Source organism: Fluviispira vulneris (assembly GCF_014281055.1).
In the GTDB taxonomy this organism is placed as follows: domain Bacteria; phylum Bdellovibrionota_B; class Oligoflexia; order Silvanigrellales; family Silvanigrellaceae; genus Silvanigrella; species Silvanigrella vulneris.
The window spans coordinates 198,004-221,137 of record NZ_JACRSE010000003.1; the positions used below are offsets into that span (position 1 = coordinate 198,004).

Consider the following 23,134-nt stretch of genomic DNA (forward strand, 5'->3'; position numbering starts at 1 on the left):
CGTTATCCACATCCTTTTTAGCCTTTTTATTTCCTTTATTGTCTTTTATTATCATTGTTTAGGTCAAGAGCTCTTTAAGTTATCCACACTAAGTGGGGTAGCCTACTACTACTTCTAATAAAAAAGAGATTCTATTTCTTATTAAGTGTATAAGAAGATGTTCTCAAGATCTCTTGCTTGAAGAGCGGTTGACAATAGGTTAAGCAAAATGTTGTATACGTGAACTTCTTCAAAGGTGGACACATGTTTAAAAAGTGCAATCGTTTTTTTTCATCCGACGTCCAAGGATTAAACTCAGAAATTTCTGCGGAGTTTGAAAGAGACAAATTGGCAGCAGCTTTACTCGCTGTAAGTGCTGCTCAAATAGATCCCGATATAGGATGGGTACAATTATCATTCTCGGGTGATAAAAAAGTTATTATTTCTTCTATTAGCCATAATTTATCTATAAAATGTGAAATCGATACCCCTCACACTGGTTTTGGCGTAATAAAGGTTTCTGGTAAGCAATTTTCAGATTATGTAAAGCAGCTTCCATCGACAAAAGTAACTTTAAAAGCAGAGCTTCCTTCACGTATTCATCTTCGTTGTGGAAGAAGTTCAGCAAAAATACAACTTGTTCAAGACCAGACTTTAAGCAATATCGATGTCCCAGAAACAGGAACAGCAGTTAAAATTAAGGGAAGTCAAATTGAAAAATTTGTTTCTAGCTTTAAAGATTTTGTTTCTGTAGATGACAATCGTTTTTATGCAAATGGTGCACTTATTTGGGCAGAGAAAGACTCTGAAAAAGGTGCTGTATTACATGCGGTTGCAAGTGATGCCTTGCGTCTTGCCAAGTCCACTTTATTTGAAGGTGTAAATATCGAAAATCTTGATGCAAGCCAAGTGCTTGTGCCAAGAAAAGCCCTTGAAGAACTCAAAAGAGTTGCAGGTCTTGAACCTGAAACTGAATTTCTTTTAAGATGGCATAATAAAGAACTCTTTTTTGCTGTTGAGACCCCTGAATACACAATGTTTGCTAAATGTATTGCAGGGCAATATCCTCCATATGAAGCAGCTATTCCTCAAAAAATTAATATGGAAATACAAGTTGATCTTAAATCTATACAAGATAGTGTAAAGCGTTCGCTTCTATTTGCTGATAAAAATAAAATTATGAAGCTACACTTTGAAAACTCCTTATTGACTATGGCAAGTTCGACTCCTGGCCAAAAAGAAGGTGAAGAAGTCATAGAAATGAATTCGTCCATATCTTCTCCATTTGAGGTAAACTATAACGGTTCTTTAATAACAGGTATTTTAGGTGTTATTTCAGGTTCTCGTGTGCAGTTTGCTTGGGAAAATATGAATAGGCCTGTTAAAATTACAGGCGAAGAATTAAGAGGAATTGAAGTTTTCTATTTACTCGTTCCTGCACGTTTCTAATTTTGTTTAAGGTTTTAAAGTTTAAAATTTTTGATTGAAGAAAAGAGCTATGTTTAAAAAACACAATATGTTTGTTTGCGATCCTAAAAATAATGAAAATAATGATGATGGATATGGTTCCTCTAATATCACTGTTTTAGAAGGTTTAGAAGCTGTTAGAAAAAGACCTGGAATGTATATCGGTAATACGGGTACTATAGGTCTTCACCATCTTATTTATGAGGTTGTTGACAACTCTATTGATGAGTTTTTAGCAGGGCATGGATCCCAAATTGATATCACTTTACACCTTGATGGGAGTGTTACTGTCGCAGATAATGCACGTGGTATACCTGTTGATAAACATCCTTCTGGAAAAAGCGCACTTGAAGTTGTTATGACAGTTCTTCATGCAGGCGGTAAATTTGATAATGAAATCTACAAGACCTCAGGTGGTCTTCATGGAGTTGGAGCATCGGTAGTCAATGCTTTATCGAGTTATTGCCGAGTAGAAGTGAAGAAAAACGGTGGTGTTTATGAACAAGAATACAAATGCGGTATTCCAATTTACAGCGTACGCAGAATTGGCGATACAACTCACCATGGTACGACTACTACATTCAAACCTGATGTCACTATTTTCCAAGAAACAACAGAATTTAGCTTCGATTTTTTATGTGGACGTTTACGCGAATTATCTTTTTTAAACAAAGGTATTTGTATTCGACTTATCGATGAAATCAAAGATAAAACACAAGAATTTAAATATGATGGTGGATTGGTTAGTTTTGTAGAATATTTAAATAGAAGTAAAGTTGTTATCCATCCAAAACCTATTTATATGAATACTGAAAAGGAAGAAACTGTTATTGAAATTGCTTTGCAATGGAATGATAGTTATTCCGAAAGTGTTTATTCATATGCTAACAACATCAACACAATTGAAGGTGGTGCCCATTTAACAGGTTTAAGAGCTGCGTTAACTCGCGTCATTAATCAATTGGCCTCGGGTGATAAAGGCGTCCAAAACCTTAAAGAAGGTCTATCACCAGATGATATCCGTGAGGGTCTAACAGGTGTTGTTCACGTTAAATTACGCGATCCACAATTCGAAGGACAAACCAAAAATAAATTAGCAAATTCGCGCATTCGTACTTTAGTTGAAAGTTCACTGAATGAAAAATTGAGTGATTATTTTCATGAACATCCTGATGTAGCTAAGAAAATTGTTGCTAAAATCGTCGATGCTGCAAGAGCTCGCATTGCTGCACGAAAAGCAAAAGAACTCACTCGGCGTAAAAGCGCACTCGATCTTGGAGGGTTGCCTGGTAAAATTGCAGATTGCCAAGATAGAGATCCTGCTAATTGTGAGTTGTTTATTGTGGAAGGTGACTCGGCGGGTGGTTCTGCAAAACAAGGGCGTGATAGAAAAACGCAAGCCGTCTTACCTTTAAAAGGAAAGATCTTAAACGTCGAAAAAGCAACTACAGACAAAATGCTTTCAAACCAAGAAATTCGTTTGCTCGTACAAGCACTAGGCACAGGCATTGGCCGACATGACAGCGAAGTTGATATTGCAAAACTTCGTTATCATAAAATTGTAATCATGACAGATGCGGACGTTGATGGTGCTCATATTAGAACTCTTTTATTAACTTTCTTTTATAGACAAATGAAAGAGGTTATAAAACGTGGTCATTTATATATAGCTCAACCTCCATTGTATAAATATAAAAAACAAAAAACTGAACGCTATTTAAAAGATGATTCCGAACTTGAAAAGTTTTTGGTTGAAACAGCCATGCAAGACGCTTCTATTTTAGATGGAAACGAAAAAACACTTGAGATGTCTGTTGTTAAAAACATGCTTATTTGCGTTGAACGTCGTAATAAAATTACAAGTATTCTTTCTCGGAGAAGAAGTTCAGTTGCTGTTAATTATTTAGTAAGCCATGCGCTTCTGACTCCTGAAATTTTTTATAAAAAAGCAGATTTCGAAAAATTGATTTCTGAAATGAAACTCCATGTATTGAAATATGGACATATTCATGCAAAAGTTGACTTTGATTCCGAACACAATCGATATTTTGCTATAATTGATATTCAGCTTGCAGGAAAACCATATCATTTTAAATTAGATTTTGATTTTGTTAGTTCTACAGAATTTGAAGAATTAAAACGATTGACGCAGCAATTAGAATCTACCTTTGCTCTTCCTTTAAAATATTCACACGATAAAAAATCTCGTGTTATTACTTCATGGGTAGAACTCAGAGAGTTTTTACTGTCTGACGGTAGAAGTGGTGCTTATATTCAACGCTACAAGGGTCTTGGCGAAATGAACTCCGAACAGCTCTGGGAGACAACTATGCAGCCTTCCTCAAGGCAGTTGCTTCAAGTCACAATTGAAGATGCCATGGCTGCAGATGATATATTTTCTATGCTCATGGGTGACGATGTCCCACCAAGAAAAGAATTTATTGAATCTAATGCTTTAAATGTCAGAAACCTTGACGCTTAAATAAAAGTAAAAAGTTGGAAAAAACATTATGTCACAAGAAAAAATGAGTGTTGTTACTGCAAATATTAATGATGAAATGAAAAATGCATATCTTGATTATGCAATGAGCGTTATTGTGAGCCGTGCTCTCCCTGATGTTCGTGATGGTATGAAACCAGTTCATAGACGAGTTTTATATGCTATGTATGAACAAAATAATGTTCACAATAAGGCGTATAAAAAATCGGCACGTATTGTCGGAGATGTGTTGGGTAAATATCACCCACACAGTGACACATCTGTTTATGATGCTCTTGTTCGCTTGGCTCAAGACTTTTCGATGCGTTATCCACTGATCGATGGTCAGGGGAACTTTGGATCTATCGATGGTGACTCACCTGCAGCGATGCGTTATACCGAAGTTCGTTTGGCTAAAATATCTGAAGCTCTGATGGGCTCTATTGAAGAAGATACTGTGGATTTCGGTCCGAACTATGACAACAGCGAAGTTCAACCGCTTGTGCTGCCTTCTGTTTTGCCACAACTTTTGGTAAATGGGCAGAGTGGTATTGCTGTTGGTATGGCTACAAATATTCCTCCACACAATCTAACCGAAATTCTCGATGCTCTTATTTTTATGATAGAAAAAGGCAGTTCTACGATTGAACAGCTAATGGCATACGTTAAGGGGCCTGATTTTCCTTCATATGGAATGATTTGCGGATTAAAAGGTATTCATGATGCCTATCGCACTGGTCGGGGAAGTATAGTTGTCCGTGGAAAAGCAATTGTTGAATCTACTAAAAATGGTAGAGAACAAATTATTGTGACAGAGCTTCCTTACCAAGTTAACAAACTGACATGGATTGAAAAGATTGCAGAACTCGTTAAGCAAGAAGAAATTCAAGGCATTTCTGATATCCGTGATGAAAGTAACAAAGAAGGTATTCGTGTTGTTATCGAAGTTAAAAAAGGTGAAAATGCAGAAGTTCTATTAAATCACCTGTATAAACGCACACGTTTACAAGACTCTTTTGGCGTAAATATGGTTTGTATTGTGCGTGGTGCTCCTCGCCTATTAAACCTAAAAGAATGTTTAGAGTACTTTTTAGAACATCGCCTTGAAGTGATTACGCGTCGTACGACTTTTAGACTACGCAAAGCTCAAGATCGTCTTCATATTTTAGATGGTTTAAAGATCGCTGTTGATAACATTGATAAAGTCGTCAGTATTATACGAGCTGCAGCAAGTCGTGATGATGCAAAAGAAAAATTAATATCTGCTTATGCACTCTCTGATAAACAAGTCGCTGCAATTCTCGATATGCGTTTATCGCAATTAACAGGATTAGAGCGTGATAAAATCATTGCTGAACACAAGGAAACATTAGTTATAATTGCGGACTTAAAAGATATCCTAGAAAAACCAGAAAGAGTTAAAGCAATTGCTAAAGAAGAATTTATTAATTTAAAAAATTCTCATGGTGATGAAAGAAGAACTGAAATTGCGACTGAAGCTGGTGATGTTGATATTGCAAGCCTCATACCTCCAGCAAATGTGTTTGTTACTTTTTCAAGTACAGGCTATATTAAACGGGTCAATCAAGATGAATTTAGAATTCAAAATAGAGCGGGCAAAGGTAAAACAGGAGCTGCATTAAAAGAAAATGATGTGGTTAAATTTACGTTCCATGCACATACTCACGATTATGTATTGATGTTCTCTAACCTTGGTAAAGTTTATAGCTTTAAAGTGTATGAATTACCTGAAGCTTCTGCAACTGCCCGTGGTAAATCAATCAATCAAATTCTAACAATGTCTAGTAACGAACAAATCACTGCGATGTTGCCAGTGAAAGAGTTTACTGAAAATCAACATATTCTTATGGTAACCAAAGAAGGTGTGATTAAGAAAACCGAACTGTCATCATTCTCAAACATTCGTGTAGGCGGTTTACGTGCTGTGACTTTAGAAGAGGGTGATACCCTCGTCTCTGTGAAAATAACAACTGGTACGGACGAAGTTGTTATAGCAACTGCACACGGTCAAGCTGTTCGCTTTAGTGAAGGCGATGTCCGCAGTATGGGACGCACAGCTCGTGGGGTCAAAGGAATTACCTTAGATGAGGTTGATAAAGATTTTGTTGTTGCAGCGGAAGTTGTGCGTCCAGATGAGTGCGTCTTGGTTGTAACAGAAAATGGTTATGGCAAGAGAAGTAAACTTGAAGAATACAGAAAAACGAGCCGCGGCGGTAAAGGTGTAAAGACCATTAAAATCAGCGAACGTAATGGCAATGTGATTAGTATGATGTCGGTAAATGCGGAGTCTGATATCATGCTCACCACCAACACAGGTCGTGTTTTAAGAATTAAAGTGAGTTCTTTACGTGTTATGGGAAGAGTGACTCAAGGTGTTTGTCTCATGCGAATTCTGGATGAAGAAAAAATTGTTTCTGTTTCAACTCCGAGTGAATTCGATGACACCCCAGTTACCCAGATAGAATCTGTAGAAGAAGTAGAGTAAAAGAATGTATAAAAAGTATTTTTTTTTTAATTTCACTTTGTTTGCCTTAGTTGCACTCATTTATTCATGTGGTTTGAGAAAGCTGCCTCAGCCGATCGGAAGTAATTTCTCTTACCCTGGTTCAATTGTTTCAGATTCCCCTTCCAGTTTTTTATTGTTGAATACTTCTGCCAATGATGATTATTCGGATGGAAGTATTCAACGTTATACGGTTGATTCAAATGGAAATCAGACTTTAGCATCTGTGATTTCAGTTCCATCGCATGCAACTGAAATCACCGTTACGTATGATGGTAAGCTTGTACCACTTTCGTTTGATGATTCTTATTCGAAAACTATTGTACAGTTTTATGATTATAGTTCGCCAAATAATCCTAAATTATTGGAAAATTTAACTCTTACTTTTCCAAGTACAGGTGGAAAACAGGCCATAAAAAGGCTTGGAACATTTCAAAGAACTTCCGAAACTAATTTTTATTATGTTTATGGGACTATATACACTTCTGCAAATTTAGACGGAACAAAGAATAATATTCCACCAAGAACTTTTCTTGCTAAAGTAGCAACTAATTTCTCATCCTCTCAGAATCTTATGCTTATGTCATATGGCTTAGGTGATCCAAATTCTTTTGTGAAGCAATCAACAGCCTTTAAATCTGCAAATTCAACAATCGATATCCAATATACCTTTGGCTTTGAGGCGGCAACATATGATGTACAGAATGATTTATTTATAGCTTTCCCTACGGGGACTATAGGAAAATTCGCAGGAGGGGTAGTTAATAACTATCCAAGTTTACCAAAACCTTTAGAATATTTTTCAAATACGGATTATACTCCATGTACGAGCTACGAATGCGCAGATTTTCGTGCTGTTTCTTTAGCTGCAGTTTATATGCCAAATCTTGTTAGCGGTAAAAGTGTAGACGAGTCCACTTTTTTTGTTCCATTGGCTTGGAATCAAAATGGAATCCCTTATGCGGCTAGATCAAATGGTGTAGATATTGTGTATAGTGCGAAATTAGACAAAGATGATACTAAATCTTTTTCTTTTCAAAGCCAATTTTGGTCATCCTATTGGTCTAACACACCTAATCCTGGAAACGCTTTAGCAAATCCATCTACATGTTATGGCAGTACAGCAACGTCTAACGCAAATCAGTATGGAACAATCACACAAAACAGTTTGTTCGTAGTTAAAAAGGGGACAAATGGCACAAACCAGATAAGTGATAATTCTGCCGATGGGAGCACAGGTTACGGAGGCGAAATATTTTTAATCAATGGATTCGATCTTCTAGCTGCAAATATCACGAGTATAAATACCGCTCGCAATGCAGATACAAGCGTTAAAATAGATGATTTTGCAAGTTTGGCAAAATATCAAGTAGTTGATCGTTATAATTCCACCACGAATTTAAATTCAAATTGGTTAAATGGCTCAGCTACAGGTTCTCCTAAAAATGGCGGCCCATTGACTTATTATATGTATTCAAGAACATCGAGTAATACGATTTTCAAAAACCTAAGCACAGCTGTGCCAAATTTGAAGATATTTAATTTTGGTGGAGGAAATTGCAGACCTTATTGGTATAGAGTCACAACAAGCGCTAAAACATATGGATTGGATACGACTTGGATTGGTAACAATTTTAGTGGTCCAGGAGCGGGAGCAACGACTTATCCAGGTGCAACTCTTACAGATCCGACTTTAACGTATTATTACTCATTTCCGACAACAAATGGAGCAAATCTGTGTACAGATGTTTCTGTATCAGGATCAACTCCTTTTGTATTTTGTTATAACTTCTTGTATAATACAGTCACTCGATTTAAGGTTACACAAACAAGCGGTGCATTTACTATATATTAATTAATATTCATGAAAGAATCTATTATGAAAATTTTTATCGATTCTGCTGACATAAAGGAAATTAAAACAGTTGCTGAACTTGGAGTTTGTGATGGAGTTACAACAAATCCAACACTCATAGCAAAATCAGGACAAGATTTTAAAACCGTATTAAGCGAAATCGTAAATATAATTCCCGGACCAATTTCGGCGGAAGTTATTTCATTAGATTCAAAAGGAATGATAAAAGAAGCTGAAGAACTTGTAAAACTTGCAAATAGTATTGTGATTAAACTTCCTCTTACAGAAGAAGGATTAAAAGCATGTAAATATTTAAATGGCAAAGGTATAAAAACCAACGTTACTTTATGTTTTAGTGTGGGTCAGGCGTTGCTTGCAGCAAAATCAGGAGCGACTTATGTTTCTCCTTTTATAGGAAGACTTGATGATATCGGAGAAGATGGTGTCAATCTCATTAAAGAAATAAAAGCTTTATACTCAGCTAACAAAGTGGAAACAAAAATACTTGCTGCAAGCATCCGTAGTCCTAGACATGTGACAGATTCATTTATTTCTGGTGCAGACGTGGTTACTTTACCGTTTAAAATTTTGCTTCAACTCTATACTCATCCTTTAACTGATAAGGGGCTTAAGCAATTTATTGAAGACTGGAAAAATTCTGGCCAAAGAAGCATACTTGCTGAAAAAATTTAAATTAATTAGAAGTTAGAAAATGAGCATTTTTATTTGTACGAGTAATCAAGGAAAATTAAGAGAATTTTCTAATTTGTTAAATGATAATGAAAACATAGTTGGTCTTGCAGAACTTAAGAAAGTCGAAAACATACAACAAATCGAAGCTATTGAAAACTCCGACTATTTTCTATCAAATGCCCTTATAAAAATTTTGTCTGCTTTAAAATATATATTAGATAATCATGACATTTCAGAATTTAAAGCTATTAAGAAAATATTAGTGGATGATTCAGGGCTTTGTGTCCCTGAGTTAAATTACTTGCCTGGTGTGCACTCTGCAACCTATGCAGGTGAACCAAAAAGCGATGAAAAAAATCGTAAAAAATTAACTGAACAATTAAATAAGCAAGAAAAATATATAAATTTTAAAAATGAAAAGCGTTTGCAAGCCTTTTTTGTTTGTTTTTTAATTGAGCTTGATTTAACCGGCATAATAATTAACAAAGATGATTTTAAAATTGTTGATGGAAAAAGTCTTGTAAATAATAGAGTTATCGAACTTGAAAGAAACTATTTAGATAAAGTAAATCTAAATATTGAAGGTGGGAGTTTTTCACAAAATATTCCTATTTCTTCTTTATTAGAAGGCTTTAATAAAGAGATTTATATAAATATCCATTATGGTTTTTGTTCAGGTGAAATATCAAATATTGAACAAAATAAAATATTAGGTACTGGGCATGGATATGATCATATGTTTTACTCATGTGAAAATAGAGAACTGTCTTTTGCTAGTATACCTTTAGTGGAAAAAAATAGAAAAAGTCATAGGGCATTTGCTTTAAATGCGATGGTAAAATCATTTAGTAAATAATATATAATTATACTGTAACAATATCATTTTTATATGATGCAACTACTTCTATTATTTTATCAATATCCTGTTCCTCTAATTTAGATTCTATAAGAGTTTCTTTTAAAAGAGAAGCAACTTCCATAAAATCTTTTAGAGGTATTTTTAATTTGGCATGAGCTGCCTTTAAAAGTTTTGTATCATACATAACTGGACCGCCTAAGGTAGTAGTTAAAAATTTTGTTTGATGATCTATCAAGCGGGCAAGATCAACATTTTCAAAATAGTGAATAAGATTTTCTGATTCCATTATTTTTTTATAAAATAGACTCACTACAACATGTAAGGTTTTATAGCCACCGTATTTATCATAAATAGTTTTGTCCATTTATAGATTCCTTTTCTAATTTATGATTTCTATAGCAATTGCAGATATATCATCTTCTAAAACAGTTGAATCAAATTCAGATAATATTGCATCTTTTACTTTATGCATAACTTCTTCTAACGGCAGATTCATCGAAAAATATTTTTTTAAAGTCTCTTTTAATTTTTTTAAACCATACTCTTCTCCTTTAGAAAGCCCTTCGATTAAGCCGTCAGTGTATGCAAAAACGACATCTCCTACTGCAAGATCCAATTTCTGTGCAGATATATTTAAATTTTCAGAGTATCCTAATTTACTTCCTATGCTTCCTATTAATTTAATTTCAATTTGACCCGATTCTTTTAATTTACTTCTTTTCAAAAGAATAGGTGGGTTGTGTGCTGCTGAATATGAAGTTATATTCATATTCTCGCTTGAGATTACAAGTGCTAGCATTGTCATTACAAGTTTTTGATTACTAAGTTTTAAAATAATTTTGTTAAAATCATTTAATAATTGAATAGGATCTTCAGGGGTTACATTTTCATTAATTATTTTTAATAAATGTTTTTCGAAAATCCCAGTTACAACTCCTGCAAGTAATGCTGAACCTATTCCGTGACCAGTAATGTCACCAATATATATATGAGCTTCGTTTTCATTAACAAAATAATTATACCAATCTCCGCCAATTGAAACAGCTGCTTGATAAAAAGAGGATATATTAAAGTTTTTTAAATTTAAATTTGGACGAGGAAGTAACGATTTTTGAATACTGCTAGCCATTTCAAGACTGTCTTTTAATTGTTTTTCTTTTAGTAAATTATATTCATTAACCATTTTTGAATATGAATTCATTATATGTTCATTTTCTTTTATTTTCATATTATTAAATCCATATATAATACTCAAATTGTCATGAATTTTATTAATATGAAACTCATAAGGAACGTTTTTAATTTTCTTAAAAGTGCATTGATAGTCAAATTTTTTTTCACTTAAAGACATTACGGAATTAATGTCAAAATTTAGGAAGACATTCAATAAATTGTCATTTAATCCCTTAAATATTTCTTCAAAATAGCTATTTTTATATACGATATCGAGATTTGTTGTATTAAAGATTGCAATTGGTATATTAATTGATTGTATTAAATCTGTTGTTTTTAATTCCATAAATTTCCAAAAATTTGACATATTAAAGTGTTAATTATTTAATTGTATCAGCTTGGAAATATTTATATAGTAAGTATGCCAATATTTTATCATTACATTCAGAAAAAATTAATAGGGAGATGAGAACTAGGATATTTATTCATCTTCAAACTGAGTGATTCTTGGTCCCCAAGAGGCTTGTTTCGATTCATATATCGGAATGTTTAATGACTTTTGATAGGAACCATCTTTTGACATGTAATATAGTTTATGGATACCTAAGCGGGTTCCTTTTGAAGATCTATCCGATTGGAATAAAATAAATCGTCCATCAGGTGAAAAAGAAGGTTTTTCGTTATCTCCTTGGCTCAGAGTGAGCCTTTCAATACCTGAACCATTAGAACCAATTTTAAATAAATCCCAAAGATTAATATCTCTGTCATAACTAGCAAATACTATTGTTTTGCTATCAGGACTCCAGCATGCACTTGCATTGTACCAGCCAGCGTAGGTAAGTCGGGTTGTATTTCCACTTGAAAGATCTTTAACAAAGATCATTGGTTTGCCATATTTCGTACTTGTATATGCGATTGATTTCCCATTTGGTGAAAATGCAGGTTCAACTTCAATTGCGCTCGTGGAAATAAATGGTTTTTTATTTCCACCAAACTTATTGGTCGTAAAAATATGAGTTGATCCATCCATTGTACTTGCAGAAAACGCAATTAAATTCCCATCAGGTGACCAGTTTGCACCAGAGCTATTGCCAGAACCAGAAATTGCACGTGTTTCTTGTTTAGTTAATAAATTATAAATATAAATATCAGGCTTCCCTGATTTAAAAGAAGTGTAAATTATTTTTGTTCCATCTCTGGACCAATTTGGGCTAATGTGCACAGCTTTATCTTCAGTAATTTGTTTTAAATTACCTCCATCAAAATCAGCAATAAATATTTGTCCATTTGAATTTTGATCCTTTTTTCCAACAAAAACAATTTGCGACATAAAAGGACCAGGGGTTCCTGTTAAAGCAGCAACAGAAACATCAGCAAACCTTCTTAAGGCTAGATCGGTCGATTTCGTGCTTAAATTACTGTATGATTTTCCAATAAGTTGTGCTTGAAGTTTAATATCATATAAGCGTAATTCTAAATTATATCTATTTGGATTTTTTGCTTTAGTAAATTTACCAAGAATAACGAAATCTGCTTTCAAAGCTTTCCACTGTGAAATTTGAAATGGTTGGAGAGCGACATTTTGTGTGGATTGCATAGAATCTATTGGTATAAATTCAAACCAATTCGTGAAATTAAATATGGAAGTTAATCGTTTTGAGTATTCACTAAGTTCATTATTATTGATAGGAATTGATTTGTCAGCAAGGGCAAATAACGGAATAGCCATACGTATTTTTTTTACGCCAGGAGCACCAACATCGATGGTATTATCAAGTTTTAATTCATCAATAGTTTCATCATTTTTTGCATAATCTGTTGAATTATTTTTTAAATTCGCTGCGGAATCATCGTTCTTTGAGATTTGATTTGCATTGCTATTCAGTGAATCATCTGCGAAAGATTTTGGAAATATATTTAAAATTGCGATGATTGAAATTAAATATATTTTTTTGAACTTATGTTTCATACTATCCCTTTATTTTATTGAACACTTTTTGCACTGTAGCTTGCCTCAAAAGTCTTTGGAGGATTGATATCTTTTGGTGGAACTTCTGGAACAGGGAATGTGCTTTCCAAAGAATTAATAACAAGCTGATCAAATTGAGAATTACCACTAGATTGAATGACTGTCGGTTTTCCAATGAGATATCCATAGGGATTTATGGTAAACTTTATTCGAGTTTTTAATGTCGGAGCGAATGTAGAACCTTCTGTTGTACTCCAGTTTAATTTTAATTGACGAGCAATATATGCTTTATATGTGTTGTAGCTTTTTGAACTAATTTTACCTTCAACAACACCAGATGGGGCTGCAGCAAATGGACTAGCCGGAATATCACTGGGTGTAGAAAAGGGCGACTCTGGTAAATTATTAACATCAGCTTTGCTACCCTCTGGTTTTTCTTCATTAGCATTGCGTATACCTGCATTTTTGCGAGTGTCTTCTTTCCTTGTGTCTATTTCTTTACGTTTTAAGAATTCTTCCATGCTGACTTTTTGTTTGTCTTGATCTGGAATAGGGCCAATAGGTTTTTTAATATCTGTTTTTAATTTTTCATTATTATTTACAGTGTTTTTATTGCTTTCTTCTTTTAATATAAGATCTTTAGATTTATCAGATATTTTGGGCATAACTTTTTCAGTTTTTTGTTCAGGTACTGGATTTGTATCAGGAGCAATGTTTTTGGTTAATTGAGGCAAGTCTCGAATCGTTTTTGTTGCTTCTCGTTCGCCTATTTCATCATCTTTTTGAGAAATTTGCTTAGTTTGGGCAAAGTTTTCACTCATACCAAAAGTCACTTCGACAATTTCTGGTGGAGTTGATTCAAAGTTAAAAATATAAGAAAAAACAAAAAAACTTGTTATTAATAGAATATGTATTGAAATTGCAGCAATTAAATGTTTTCTATTCGGTGAATAAATTTCTTTTATTTCATCTGGAGATAAAAAAGGTATTTTTGGATTTGAGCCTATGATGTCTATTGCAGGTTGTTTGATTTTTTTTTGTAATGGTAGATCCAAAGGTCTAACATATCTGGGACCAAGATAAGATTTATTGATATAATCATCTGGAAATGATCTTGAAAACAAAATATTTCTTTGTGTGTCATAAACAGCTTTTCCAAATTTGAGCATGTTTATTTCATCAATTTCTGGAACACGATTTGGATGATTTAAAAGAATATTATTATTTTTCATTTTTTATCACGTTTGTTTTCACCAACCATGCCAATTCTTTCCACCCCAGCTTTTTGTGCTGCTGTCATAGCAAACATGACTTTTCCATAAGGGACACCATCATCTGCTCGAATAAATAGGGAAGGGTGTTCATCATTTTTTACAGATGCTTGAATTTGGGTAATAAGATTGGTTTCTTTTACAATATTTTTCCCAATATAATATTCACCTTTTTTATTTATCGAAATAACAAGAGATTCACCGGAAAGAGTAAGAGATTTTGCTTGGGTTTTGGGTAATTGAACGTTTATTCCAGAAATAGCAAATGGCGCTGTAACCATAAAAATAATTAATAAAACAAGACAGACATCCACAAATGGTGTCATATTTATTTCTGAAATAAAATTTGTTTTTCGACTACCTTCTCCAACGTCATTTCCGCTATCAAGATTAAATGACATGAGTTATTCCTTTAAGTATTTTCTTGGTCAGGTTTTATTGTGTAATGTCTTTCCAGAATATTAATAAAATCTGATGAAAAACCATCTAGTAAAACAAGATGTTTTTTTATTCGATTGATTAATATATTATAAAAAATAACCGCTGGAATAGCGACAAAAAGTCCAAGTGCAGTTGCAATCAGAGCTTCAGAAATACCAGGAGCAACAGCTGCTAGACTGGAAGCACCGCTTGATCCAATATCGTGAAAAGCACGAATAATACCTACAACTGTGCCAAAAAGTCCGATAAAAGGACCTGCAGATGCACACACGGCTAAAATGCTTAAGTTGCTACCAAGATTTGCTTCTTCAATCATTTTTTGCCGAGAAAGGGTTCTCTTAACTGTATCAAATATGACAGAACCAGTCGAACCTCTTTTTTCTCTTGTTTGCAAAACACGAATCATTTCATTGAATCCAGAACGGAAAACTTCACGAGCAGGGCTATAATCCATATCTTTTACACGTAAATTTAATTCAGAGAGACTCTTGGCCTCCCAAAAATTGGTGAGAAATTTTTCTGAAAGTCCGTGCATTTCTTTCAGTCGATGCATTTTGCTTATGATGACAACCCAAGCCCAAATACTCATTATTCCAAGTAAAATTGTAATAGCTATGCCAATGGGACCGCCATGGAGTATAATTGAAAACCAATCAATTTTTGCGGATTGAGCTACTGTTTCCATTAATAACACCTTCCAGAAGTTATATTTCAGATTTTTGAATTATCATTTCTTTTTGTATTGCATAATTTAAAATTAATCGAGCAATTTCTTCTTGAGTTGATTTAGTCGAGTCGAGAATGATTGCGTCTATTGCTGGTTTTAAAGGAGCAATTTTTCTATTTGTATCACGAATATCTCTTTCGTTAATTTCTTTTATGAGTTCGTTGATATTAGTTTTCATTCCATTTGAATGTAATTCTTTAAGTCTTCTTTCTGCTCTTTCTTCTGGAGAAGCTGTTAAAAATATTTTGAGAGGAGCATCAGGGAACACAACAGTTCCCATATCTCTACCGTCAACAACGGCACCATTATTATTTAAAACAACTTTTCTTTGAATAGGTAATAATCTTTTCCGAACAGAATATTCTTGAGCCAATACGCTTGCAAGCTCGGAAACAAATGGAGCTTTAATTTCTTGAGTGACTTCTCTTTCTCCAAGAAAAACTTTTCCTGATAATGATTCTTGGCGATATCTTTCATTAATAAATGAAGTAAAGCGTTCAATACTACCAAGATCTTTTTCTTTTAAATTAGCTTCATGGAACAATAAAGCTAAAGAACGATAAATTGCACCCGTAGTAACGTATATCCAACCAAGTTTTGTCGCAACAATTTTGGCAACTGTGCTTTTACCTGAGCCTGCAGGGCCATCAATTGTAATAACTTTTAATTTTTGTGCCAAGTCATGATCTGGATGCATGCGATTCCTTTTAATTGAGACCCATTGAGGATTCTACATCTTCCCAAGATTCGTCCCATGCTGCAACTGGTGCTTTATCAACACGGAATGGAGATATTGCTGGCATATTTTGGACGTTGCCAATTTTGAAATATTTTTTGATTCTATCTTGTTTAAGTTCATCTTTGCTCATTTTCGAAAGACTCACTAAGTTTTTTTCGACAGCATCACCGATGGATTCTATCGCTTCTTTGGTTTTCCAGTGGGCACCGCCAAGAGGCTCTTTAATAATCTCATCAATGACCTTATTTTTAAGAGCAACTTCTGCAGTTAAACCAAGAATATTAGCCGCTCTATCTGCTTGGGAACCGTCTTTCCATAAGATTGACGAACAGCCTTCAGGAGAAATTACACTATAGATTGAATACTCCATCATAAGAATTCTGTTTGCAACACCGATGGCAAGAGCACCTCCACTCTGACCTTCGCCTACAACGACGGAAATAATTGGAACGGATAAGCGACTCATAACCATAATGTTTTTAGCAATGGCTTCATTCTGGCCACGTTCTTCTGCTTCAAGGCCTGGATAAGCGCCAGGTGTGTCAATAAAAGTTACGATTGGAAGGCCAAAGCGTTCAGCTAAAGCCATTACACGTAAAGCTTTTCTATAACCTTCGGGTTTTGGCATACCAAAATTTCTTTTCATATTTTCTTTGGTGCCACGTCCTTTTTGGGTTCCTACAACGATAACTCGTCTATTTCTAAATTGAGCAATTCCTGTCACAATAGCTTGGTCGTCCATAAAATTTCTATCACCGTGTAATTCGATAAAATCTGTACACAGTTGATTGATAATATCTAGAGTATAAGGACGGTTTGGATGTCTAGAAAGTTGTGTAATTTGAAAAGAATTTAAATTTGTATAAATTTCTTTAGCAAGAAGTTCGAATTTATTTTCAAGTATAGAAATTTCTTCGTTTAATCCTCTAGTATCCTGCTGTCTATCTGGTATGTGTGCCGATTGTTCAGCAGCGAGACGGAGTTCAGATATTCGTTTTGAAAGTTCATGCAAGGGTTTTTCAAGCTGCAGAATGTCCATAATGTTTTAATCCTCTATAAGTGCTGTTATGTCATAATGTGTACAGCTCAAAATAAAAATTCGAGCATTGTTAATGTAGGTAGCAAAATTGTACGTCTTGGTCAAAATATAAGAGGTTATTTGAGATGAACCAGCAAGAATCTTTCAAACAAATTGATGAGTTCAAAAGAGGTATGCAGGATCTTATCGTGGACACAACGAGCGTCAGTTTTGTCGATGGTGTAAATGGCAGATTGTATTATCGGGGCATTAATATTGCAGAATTATCGGCACATGCAACATTCGAAGAAACAGCTTGGTTACTTCTTTCAGGAAAATTACCTACAAAAAGTAAATTAGAAGGATTCCAATGGGGGCTTCGAAATATGTCGAGAACTCAAGAAAAAGTAATAAGAATAATTGAAGAAATGCCCCAGCTTTCTCCTCCTTTATTGGTTTTACAAACAGGTTTAGCAGCACTCGCGTGTATTGATAGAAGTGAAGATTACTTAGAGGAAGAAAATTATATTGAAAAAGTTATGAGAATTATAGCGCAAAGTCCAGTTGTGTTATCAGCAGCATATAGACATTATTTGGGTGTTCCTTTATTGGAGCCTCGATCGGATTTGAGTTTCGTTGAAAATTTTATTTATATGTTATTTGGGAAAATTCCAACAAAAAACCAAACTCGCTGTATGGAGATAGCATTGATTATTCAAATGGATCATGGTTTTAATTCTTCTACTTTTACAGCAAGATCTGTAGCATCTACGCTCACAAATTTTTATTCAGCTACGAGTGCTGCAGTCGGTGCGTTGAGTGGTTCATTGCATGGTGGTGCGAGTGAATTAGTTGTAGAAATGTTAAATAATGCAAAAAATAGCAATGATGTGGAAAAATATACGAGAGATCTTTTAAAATCAGGATCAAAAATTATGGGTATGGGGCATCGAGTATATAAAACCATTGATCCACGTGCAATTATATTCCGTGATTTATTGTCGCAGTTGACTCCTAAAGATGAGAAAGATAGCGATTTAAAATTATTAACACGTGTAGAGCAAGAAGCTAGAAAGTATTTTGAAGAAAAAATGATGCCAGTTTATGCAAATGTAGATTTTTGGAGCGGTGCTGTATATAAAAAATTAGGTATCCATCCGATTTTATATCCAGCAATATTTGCTGCAGCAAGAATGGTTGGCTGGTGTGCACATATTTTAGAGTTAAGGCAAAATAATAAACTTTATCGTCCTTCATCTCAATATGTTGGAGAAATTAATGTTCCGTATATTCCTCTCGATCAAAGAATTTATTAAAGAATTTAAGGGATTAATAGATGTATTTCCTATATGAAATTTCGCAAAAATTTATTTATTTTGTTTTAAATTTATTAGCAAAATATATTCATAGCAGAAAATTTAAAAAATTTTGTGAGGCTAGGACTTCTCATTATTTTATAAAAAAAATTAAAGAAACAGAAAAGAATTATTTGGAAATTAAAAAAAATAATCCAAATGATTTTCCAGTTTATTGGTTTCATGTAGCCAGCGCTGGAGAAATGGAACAGGCTATACCTATCGCAAGAAAACTCAATCTAAAAATGAATGCTCACTTTTTATTAACTTATTTTTCACCAAGTGCAGAGCCTTTTATAAAGAATTTCCCTGCACTGATTTCAGCATTTTCTTTACCAATTGATGCAAGAAAAAACTATAAAATAATATTTACTACGCTACCAATATTAAAAATATTTTTTGTTAGATACGATATTTGGCCGGCGCTTTTGCATGTAAGTAAAAATTTAAATATAGAAATTAACTTACTTTCAGCTTCTGCGATTAAAACTAAAAAAGGTATATTAGGTATATTGAGTAAGATTTGGAATAGAAAATTTTATAAAAAATTTTCAAATATTTTTGCCGTTACGAAAGAAGATGTAGAATATTTTACACAGTTTTTACCGTTGGATCGAGTTCATTATTCTGGTGATGCAAAATGGTCGCGTGCATATGAAAGAGCAAGTAATTGTAACAAGCGTAAAATAGAAAAAGATTTCTCAATATTTTATTCTTATTGTTTAGCACAAAAAGAGATTTTGAACAAAAAAAATATAGTATTTGGCTCTCCTCATAAGGAAGAAGATAAAATAGCGTTAGATTGCGGACTCATTAAGGATAAAGTGTTTTTAATATATGTACCTCATGATGTAACAGAAGAATCAAATAAAAAAATTATCGATAATTTTAGATTGATGGGGACCAACGCTATTCTTTATAGTGAACTTATTTCAATTATAAAGAATACGGTCAAAAAAGATGAAACTTTTATTCTTGAAGAATTATATGAATTAAATACTCATGACATAAAAAGACAAACGTTGTTTAACAACAACAGTAAAGAATGTAATATTCCGACACATGTACTCTCAGGGTATGAGGTGGTAGTGTTTGATAAAATTGGATATTTAGCTGAAATTTATGAAGTTTCAGATATTGCTATAATTGGCGGAGGGTTTGATGGTCAAATTCACAACGTCTTAGAAGCTGCCGCTCATGGGGTTCCTGTTCTAATTGGGAACCTATTTGTGCGTGCAAGCGAAGCAAAAGAACTTGTTAACAAAGGTGGGGCTATTTCTTTTCAAAATACAAATGAGTTGTTTCAATTTTTGACTCAGTGGGTTAGTTTGGAAGAGCAGGGAACCGACTCACCTCACCCAACGCGAATTTTGGCTCAATCAAAGTCAAAATCGTTGGAACTTTTTAGAAGTATTCCCGATACAAGTGAAATTGTCTTGCAAGCTCTCTTTAACGAGCCATAAATAACTGTGTCTAGCTGATTCCACTTGTGTTTGGATTTTTGAACCTTTTTAAAAAAGAATATGAGTCATGGTCGCTAAGCAATTGGTAATTAACAGCACTTCGTATGAGACGCGCGTAGCTCTTATCGAAGGTGGTCAGGTATCTGAATATTATATTGAACGAAGTCGAGATAGGGGTATAGTCGGAGGAATATATAAGGGAAAAGTTATTCGTGTTTTGCCTGGAATGCAAAGTTGTTTTGTAGATATTGGGTTAGAACGCGCTGCTTTTCTTTATGGTGGTGATATTAAATCTGAAGACTCACAAGAGCTTCCAGAAGGCTTTGATGAAGAAGGCAAGCCAATTCACCATCATCAGCCAGATGAAGATGAAAGTGCAGAAATAAGCGCCCCAAAAAATTTTCAAAAGCAATATAAAATAACCGACCTTGTAAAAGAAGGACAAGAAATTATTGTTCAAGTTGCTAAAGATGCAATTGGAACTAAAGGAGCCAGAGTAACAACGTATTTAAGTTTACCAGGTCGATATGTTGTTTTAATGCCAAGTATTAATCATATCGGTGTCAGTCGTCGTATCTTATCTGAAGAAGAGCGCACACGCTTACGCAACGTTGTACAAAAAATAAAGCCAGAAGGTGCAGGTGTAATCGTAAGAACTGCAAGTGAAAATGTACCTGATGAGAAAATAATTGCCGATATCGATTTTCTTGTTAAGCTTTGGGAAACATTACGTTTAAAAAGTATGAAATCTAAATCTCCATGCCTCGTTCACGAAGATTTAGATTTAGTTTTCCGTGCAACACGTGATCTAATCTCGAGAGATCTCGATCGTATCGTTATAGATGATAAAAAGAGATATGAAGATCTCGTTCGATTTTTGAATCGATTTAGCGTTAAATTAGGTGCGCAGGTTCAATTATTCCAAGGAGACACACAAATATTCGATGCTTTTGGCATTGAACAAGAAGTTTCCCGTGGGTTAGGTTCAAAAGTTTGGTTAAAATCCGGTGGGTATTTAATTATCGAACAAACAGAAGCTTTAACCGCTATAGATGTTAATACAGGTCGATTTGTAGGTAGTAAATCACTAGGTGATACTATTGTAAAAACAAATTTAGAAGCTGTTAAAGAAATCGTTCAACAATTGAGATTAAGAAATATTGGTGGAATAATTATTTTAGATTTTATCGATATGGATCGCAGTGATGATAGAGATAAGGTTTTTCAAGCACTCGTTGAAGAATTAAAAAAAGATAAAGCTAAAACCACGGTGCTTAGAATTTCTGAAATGGGTTTGGTGCAAATGACTCGCAAACGCACTGAAGAAAGTTTAATGCAAAAAATGACTGTGGATTGTCCATATTGTGAAGGAAATGGTCATGTTAAAAGTCCTGCAACAATTTCATATGAAGTTATAAGAGAATTATTAAGAGAATTTAGCCGTTCTAGTAATGAAGGATTTGTTATTAAAGCGCATCCGCATGTATCTGACCGCTTATTAGAAGAGGATAAAATATTCCTTGATGAATTAAAATTAAAATATTCAAAAAAGGTAGTTGTTAAGTCTTTTGTTGAATATCATTTAGAGCATTTCGAAATAGCTCCTATGAGATTTGAATAAAAATTATTTTATTTTTGATCCGCCCATGCAATTAGGTGATTCAATTGTTGTGAAATTTCTTTTTTCCCATTCATTTTGAGTAAAAGTATGCAAAGAGCAGGCTCTAATGATTGAAAATTCTTCTGCAAGTATTTCATTCATAAGACGATGTCTTTTTAATAGAGATAAATTTTCAAATATATTTGTAACAATCTCTATTCTAAAATGTGTTTCAGATCCCTTTGGAACACTGTGCATATAACTTTCATTTTCAACTTTTAAATAACTGGGATTAAATTTATCTTTTAATTTATTTTCAATTGTTGATTGGATGTTCATATTTCACCGTCTTAAGAATAGATTTTAGTTTAAGACTCATTAGGTTGGTGCGGACGGAGAGACTCGAACTCTCACACCATTGGCACTGGCTTCTAAGACCAGCGTGTCTACCAATTTCACCACGTCCGCTCAAGAGGCTTGTGTATATGAGTTTTCCATAGAATACAACTGGATTAACTCATAAAAATAAAAAATCAGCATTTAAACGCTAAAGAACTGAAATGACCTTTGTTTTTTCGAGAACGCTTTTGGACTCGTGGATAAATTTAAAACAGCTATGACTTCTGTACTTTTTTGTGGTGCAACCGTCACTATAAGCGAACTGAGTCTTTCCAATACCATGAATAGACCTAGCCCAGCTCCTGCCGCTTCTTGTTGAAGGCGTATCATGGACTTCTTTTCACTAGCAAATAAAAACTTTAAGTATTTATAAATAGTTGGCTTACTAAAAGAGCCAAATGAATCTCTTACGCCAATTGCTAGATGGGTTCCATCAAAGCTCCATTCAACTTGAACCGTTTCTTGAGGCAGCAAAGCAATGGGAACTCTTCTATCGACTTCTTGCAGTTTAGGGTTAGCATCCCAAATTGCATTCATGAGAAGTTCTTCTTGTACCTCAACAGCAAATTGTGCATAGGCATCGGTGGGGCGTCCCAAAACACTTGAAAGACCTATAACGAATTCGAAAAGAGCATCCCGAAACCACTGTCTTTGATCTGAATGTGATAAAACATACCTATGCACATAAGCTCCATAAGACACACATTTATCAACACCAAAATATTTAGTTTCACGTATTTTTCTAATAGTATTCATTAGTTGTAGGTGTGGCACGTGTTCTTGATTACAAGATAAAACATGTTCAAATTTCATAAGTCCGTTGCTGTCTATAATTTGATCTTTTGTTTCATCATCAACCAGTAACAGGTTTTCAAGTTTGATTGATGGAATCGCTTCATGTTGGATTAATTTTTTTTCATCAATTTTATCTGTAATATATAAAGACTGTTTGCATCCATTTTTTGCTAATAATTTAATTTCATCTATCGTTTTTTCGCCTTCTGCTACGATTGTATTCATTGCACAGCTTTTAAACAGCGCAACAAGTTCTGTACGGTAATGTTCATTTTGAACATCAATAACTGAGTCTAGATTTATGGTGTCAGTATTAGACATATTTGCC

The 23,134-nt window shown here is 34.1% G+C and carries 19 protein-coding genes and 1 tRNA gene; 9 read left to right on the forward strand and 11 right to left on the reverse strand.

All coding sequences use genetic code 11. The features are described 5' to 3' along the window. The first annotated feature begins 243 nt into the window (after positions 1-243). The 6 genes from H7355_RS07695 to H7355_RS07720 are packed head-to-tail and all read left to right on the forward strand — an operon-like array spanning position 244 to position 9,853. Positions 244-1,428, forward strand: a complete 1,185-nt coding sequence (locus H7355_RS07695; protein WP_186646301.1) for a DNA polymerase III subunit beta — start codon at positions 244-246, stop codon at positions 1,426-1,428. A 49-nt stretch (positions 1,429-1,477) separates the two neighbouring features. Further along, positions 1,478-3,928, forward strand: a complete 2,451-nt coding sequence (gene gyrB, locus H7355_RS07700; RefSeq protein ID WP_222435686.1) for a DNA topoisomerase (ATP-hydrolyzing) subunit B — start codon at positions 1,478-1,480, stop codon at positions 3,926-3,928. Between the two features lie 28 nt (positions 3,929-3,956). Continuing rightward, positions 3,957-6,431 carry a DNA gyrase subunit A gene (gene gyrA, locus H7355_RS07705; RefSeq protein WP_222435687.1) on the forward strand — a complete coding sequence of 825 codons (2,475 nt, stop codon included), beginning with the start codon at positions 3,957-3,959 and terminating at the stop codon, positions 6,429-6,431. 4 nt (positions 6,432-6,435) lie between these two features. Beyond that, positions 6,436-8,304: a hypothetical protein gene (locus H7355_RS07710; protein WP_186646303.1), complete on the forward strand. Its 1,869-nt coding sequence runs from the start codon at positions 6,436-6,438 to the stop codon at positions 8,302-8,304. 24 nt (positions 8,305-8,328) lie between these two features. Continuing rightward, entirely contained in the window at positions 8,329-8,997 is a 669-nt protein-coding gene (fsa, locus tag H7355_RS07715) for a fructose-6-phosphate aldolase (RefSeq protein ID WP_186646305.1), read from the forward strand. A 19-nt stretch (positions 8,998-9,016) separates the two neighbouring features. Further along, positions 9,017-9,853 (forward strand): non-canonical purine NTP pyrophosphatase, encoded by an 837-nt coding sequence (locus H7355_RS07720; RefSeq protein ID WP_186646307.1) that lies wholly within the window; start codon positions 9,017-9,019, stop codon positions 9,851-9,853. 7 nt (positions 9,854-9,860) lie between these two features. Here the strand turns inward: H7355_RS07720 and H7355_RS07725 are convergent, their stop codons facing one another. The 8 genes from H7355_RS07725 to H7355_RS07760 form a co-directional block, all read right to left on the reverse strand. Beyond that, positions 9,861-10,220 (reverse strand): group I truncated hemoglobin, encoded by a 360-nt coding sequence (locus H7355_RS07725; protein WP_186646309.1) that lies wholly within the window; start codon positions 10,218-10,220, stop codon positions 9,861-9,863. Positions 10,221-10,235: 15 nt separating this feature from the next. After that, positions 10,236-11,375: a PP2C family protein-serine/threonine phosphatase gene (locus H7355_RS07730; RefSeq protein WP_186646311.1), complete on the reverse strand. Its 1,140-nt coding sequence runs from the start codon at positions 11,373-11,375 to the stop codon at positions 10,236-10,238. A 135-nt stretch (positions 11,376-11,510) separates the two neighbouring features. Beyond that, positions 11,511-12,998, reverse strand: coding sequence for a PD40 domain-containing protein (locus H7355_RS07735; protein WP_186646313.1), 1,488 nt, complete (start codon positions 12,996-12,998; stop codon positions 11,511-11,513). 14 nt (positions 12,999-13,012) lie between these two features. After that, the gene (locus H7355_RS07740) at positions 13,013-14,230 is read right to left on the reverse strand and encodes a TonB C-terminal domain-containing protein (protein WP_186646315.1); all 1,218 of its coding nucleotides are present in this window, start codon (positions 14,228-14,230) and stop codon (positions 13,013-13,015) included. Next, a complete protein-coding gene (locus H7355_RS07745; RefSeq protein WP_186646317.1) occupies positions 14,227-14,670 on the reverse strand; it encodes an ExbD/TolR family protein in 444 nt (147 codons plus the stop codon). The genes H7355_RS07740 and H7355_RS07745 overlap by 4 nt, the downstream gene beginning before the upstream one ends. 11 nt (positions 14,671-14,681) lie before the next feature. Continuing rightward, positions 14,682-15,395 carry a MotA/TolQ/ExbB proton channel family protein gene (locus H7355_RS07750; protein WP_186646319.1) on the reverse strand — a complete coding sequence of 238 codons (714 nt, stop codon included), beginning with the start codon at positions 15,393-15,395 and terminating at the stop codon, positions 14,682-14,684. A 19-nt stretch (positions 15,396-15,414) separates the two neighbouring features. Then, positions 15,415-16,134: a (d)CMP kinase gene (gene cmk, locus H7355_RS07755; RefSeq protein ID WP_186646321.1), complete on the reverse strand. Its 720-nt coding sequence runs from the start codon at positions 16,132-16,134 to the stop codon at positions 15,415-15,417. A 10-nt stretch (positions 16,135-16,144) separates the two neighbouring features. Next, on the reverse strand, positions 16,145-17,215 hold the full coding sequence (locus tag H7355_RS07760) for an acetyl-CoA carboxylase carboxyltransferase subunit alpha (protein WP_186646323.1): 1,071 nt from the start codon (positions 17,213-17,215) through the stop codon (positions 16,145-16,147). Between the two features lie 125 nt (positions 17,216-17,340). Between H7355_RS07760 and H7355_RS07765 the strand changes: the two genes are divergently transcribed. From H7355_RS07765 to H7355_RS07775, 3 genes are all read left to right on the forward strand, one after another. After that, positions 17,341-18,510, forward strand: coding sequence for a citrate/2-methylcitrate synthase (locus tag H7355_RS07765; RefSeq protein WP_186646325.1), 1,170 nt, complete (start codon positions 17,341-17,343; stop codon positions 18,508-18,510). A gap of 20 nt (positions 18,511-18,530) precedes the next feature. After that, positions 18,531-20,012: a 3-deoxy-D-manno-octulosonic acid transferase gene (locus tag H7355_RS07770; protein ID WP_186646327.1), complete on the forward strand. Its 1,482-nt coding sequence runs from the start codon at positions 18,531-18,533 to the stop codon at positions 20,010-20,012. A 67-nt stretch (positions 20,013-20,079) separates the two neighbouring features. Continuing rightward, on the forward strand, positions 20,080-21,633 hold the full coding sequence (locus H7355_RS07775) for an Rne/Rng family ribonuclease (RefSeq protein ID WP_186646328.1): 1,554 nt from the start codon (positions 20,080-20,082) through the stop codon (positions 21,631-21,633). 3 nt (positions 21,634-21,636) lie between these two features. On the opposite strand, the gene H7355_RS07780 is transcribed toward H7355_RS07775, so the two are convergent. The 3 genes from H7355_RS07780 to H7355_RS07790 all read right to left on the reverse strand — a co-directional run bounded on the left by H7355_RS07780 (position 21,637) and on the right by H7355_RS07790 (position 23,127). Continuing rightward, positions 21,637-21,951 carry a BolA family protein gene (locus H7355_RS07780; protein WP_186646330.1) on the reverse strand — a complete coding sequence of 105 codons (315 nt, stop codon included), beginning with the start codon at positions 21,949-21,951 and terminating at the stop codon, positions 21,637-21,639. A gap of 45 nt (positions 21,952-21,996) precedes the next feature. Beyond that, a tRNA-Leu gene (locus H7355_RS07785) sits at positions 21,997-22,080 on the reverse strand. A 72-nt stretch (positions 22,081-22,152) separates the two neighbouring features. Beyond that, a complete protein-coding gene (locus tag H7355_RS07790) occupies positions 22,153-23,127 on the reverse strand; it encodes a hypothetical protein (RefSeq protein ID WP_186646332.1) in 975 nt (324 codons plus the stop codon). Positions 23,128-23,134 lie beyond the last annotated feature (7 nt).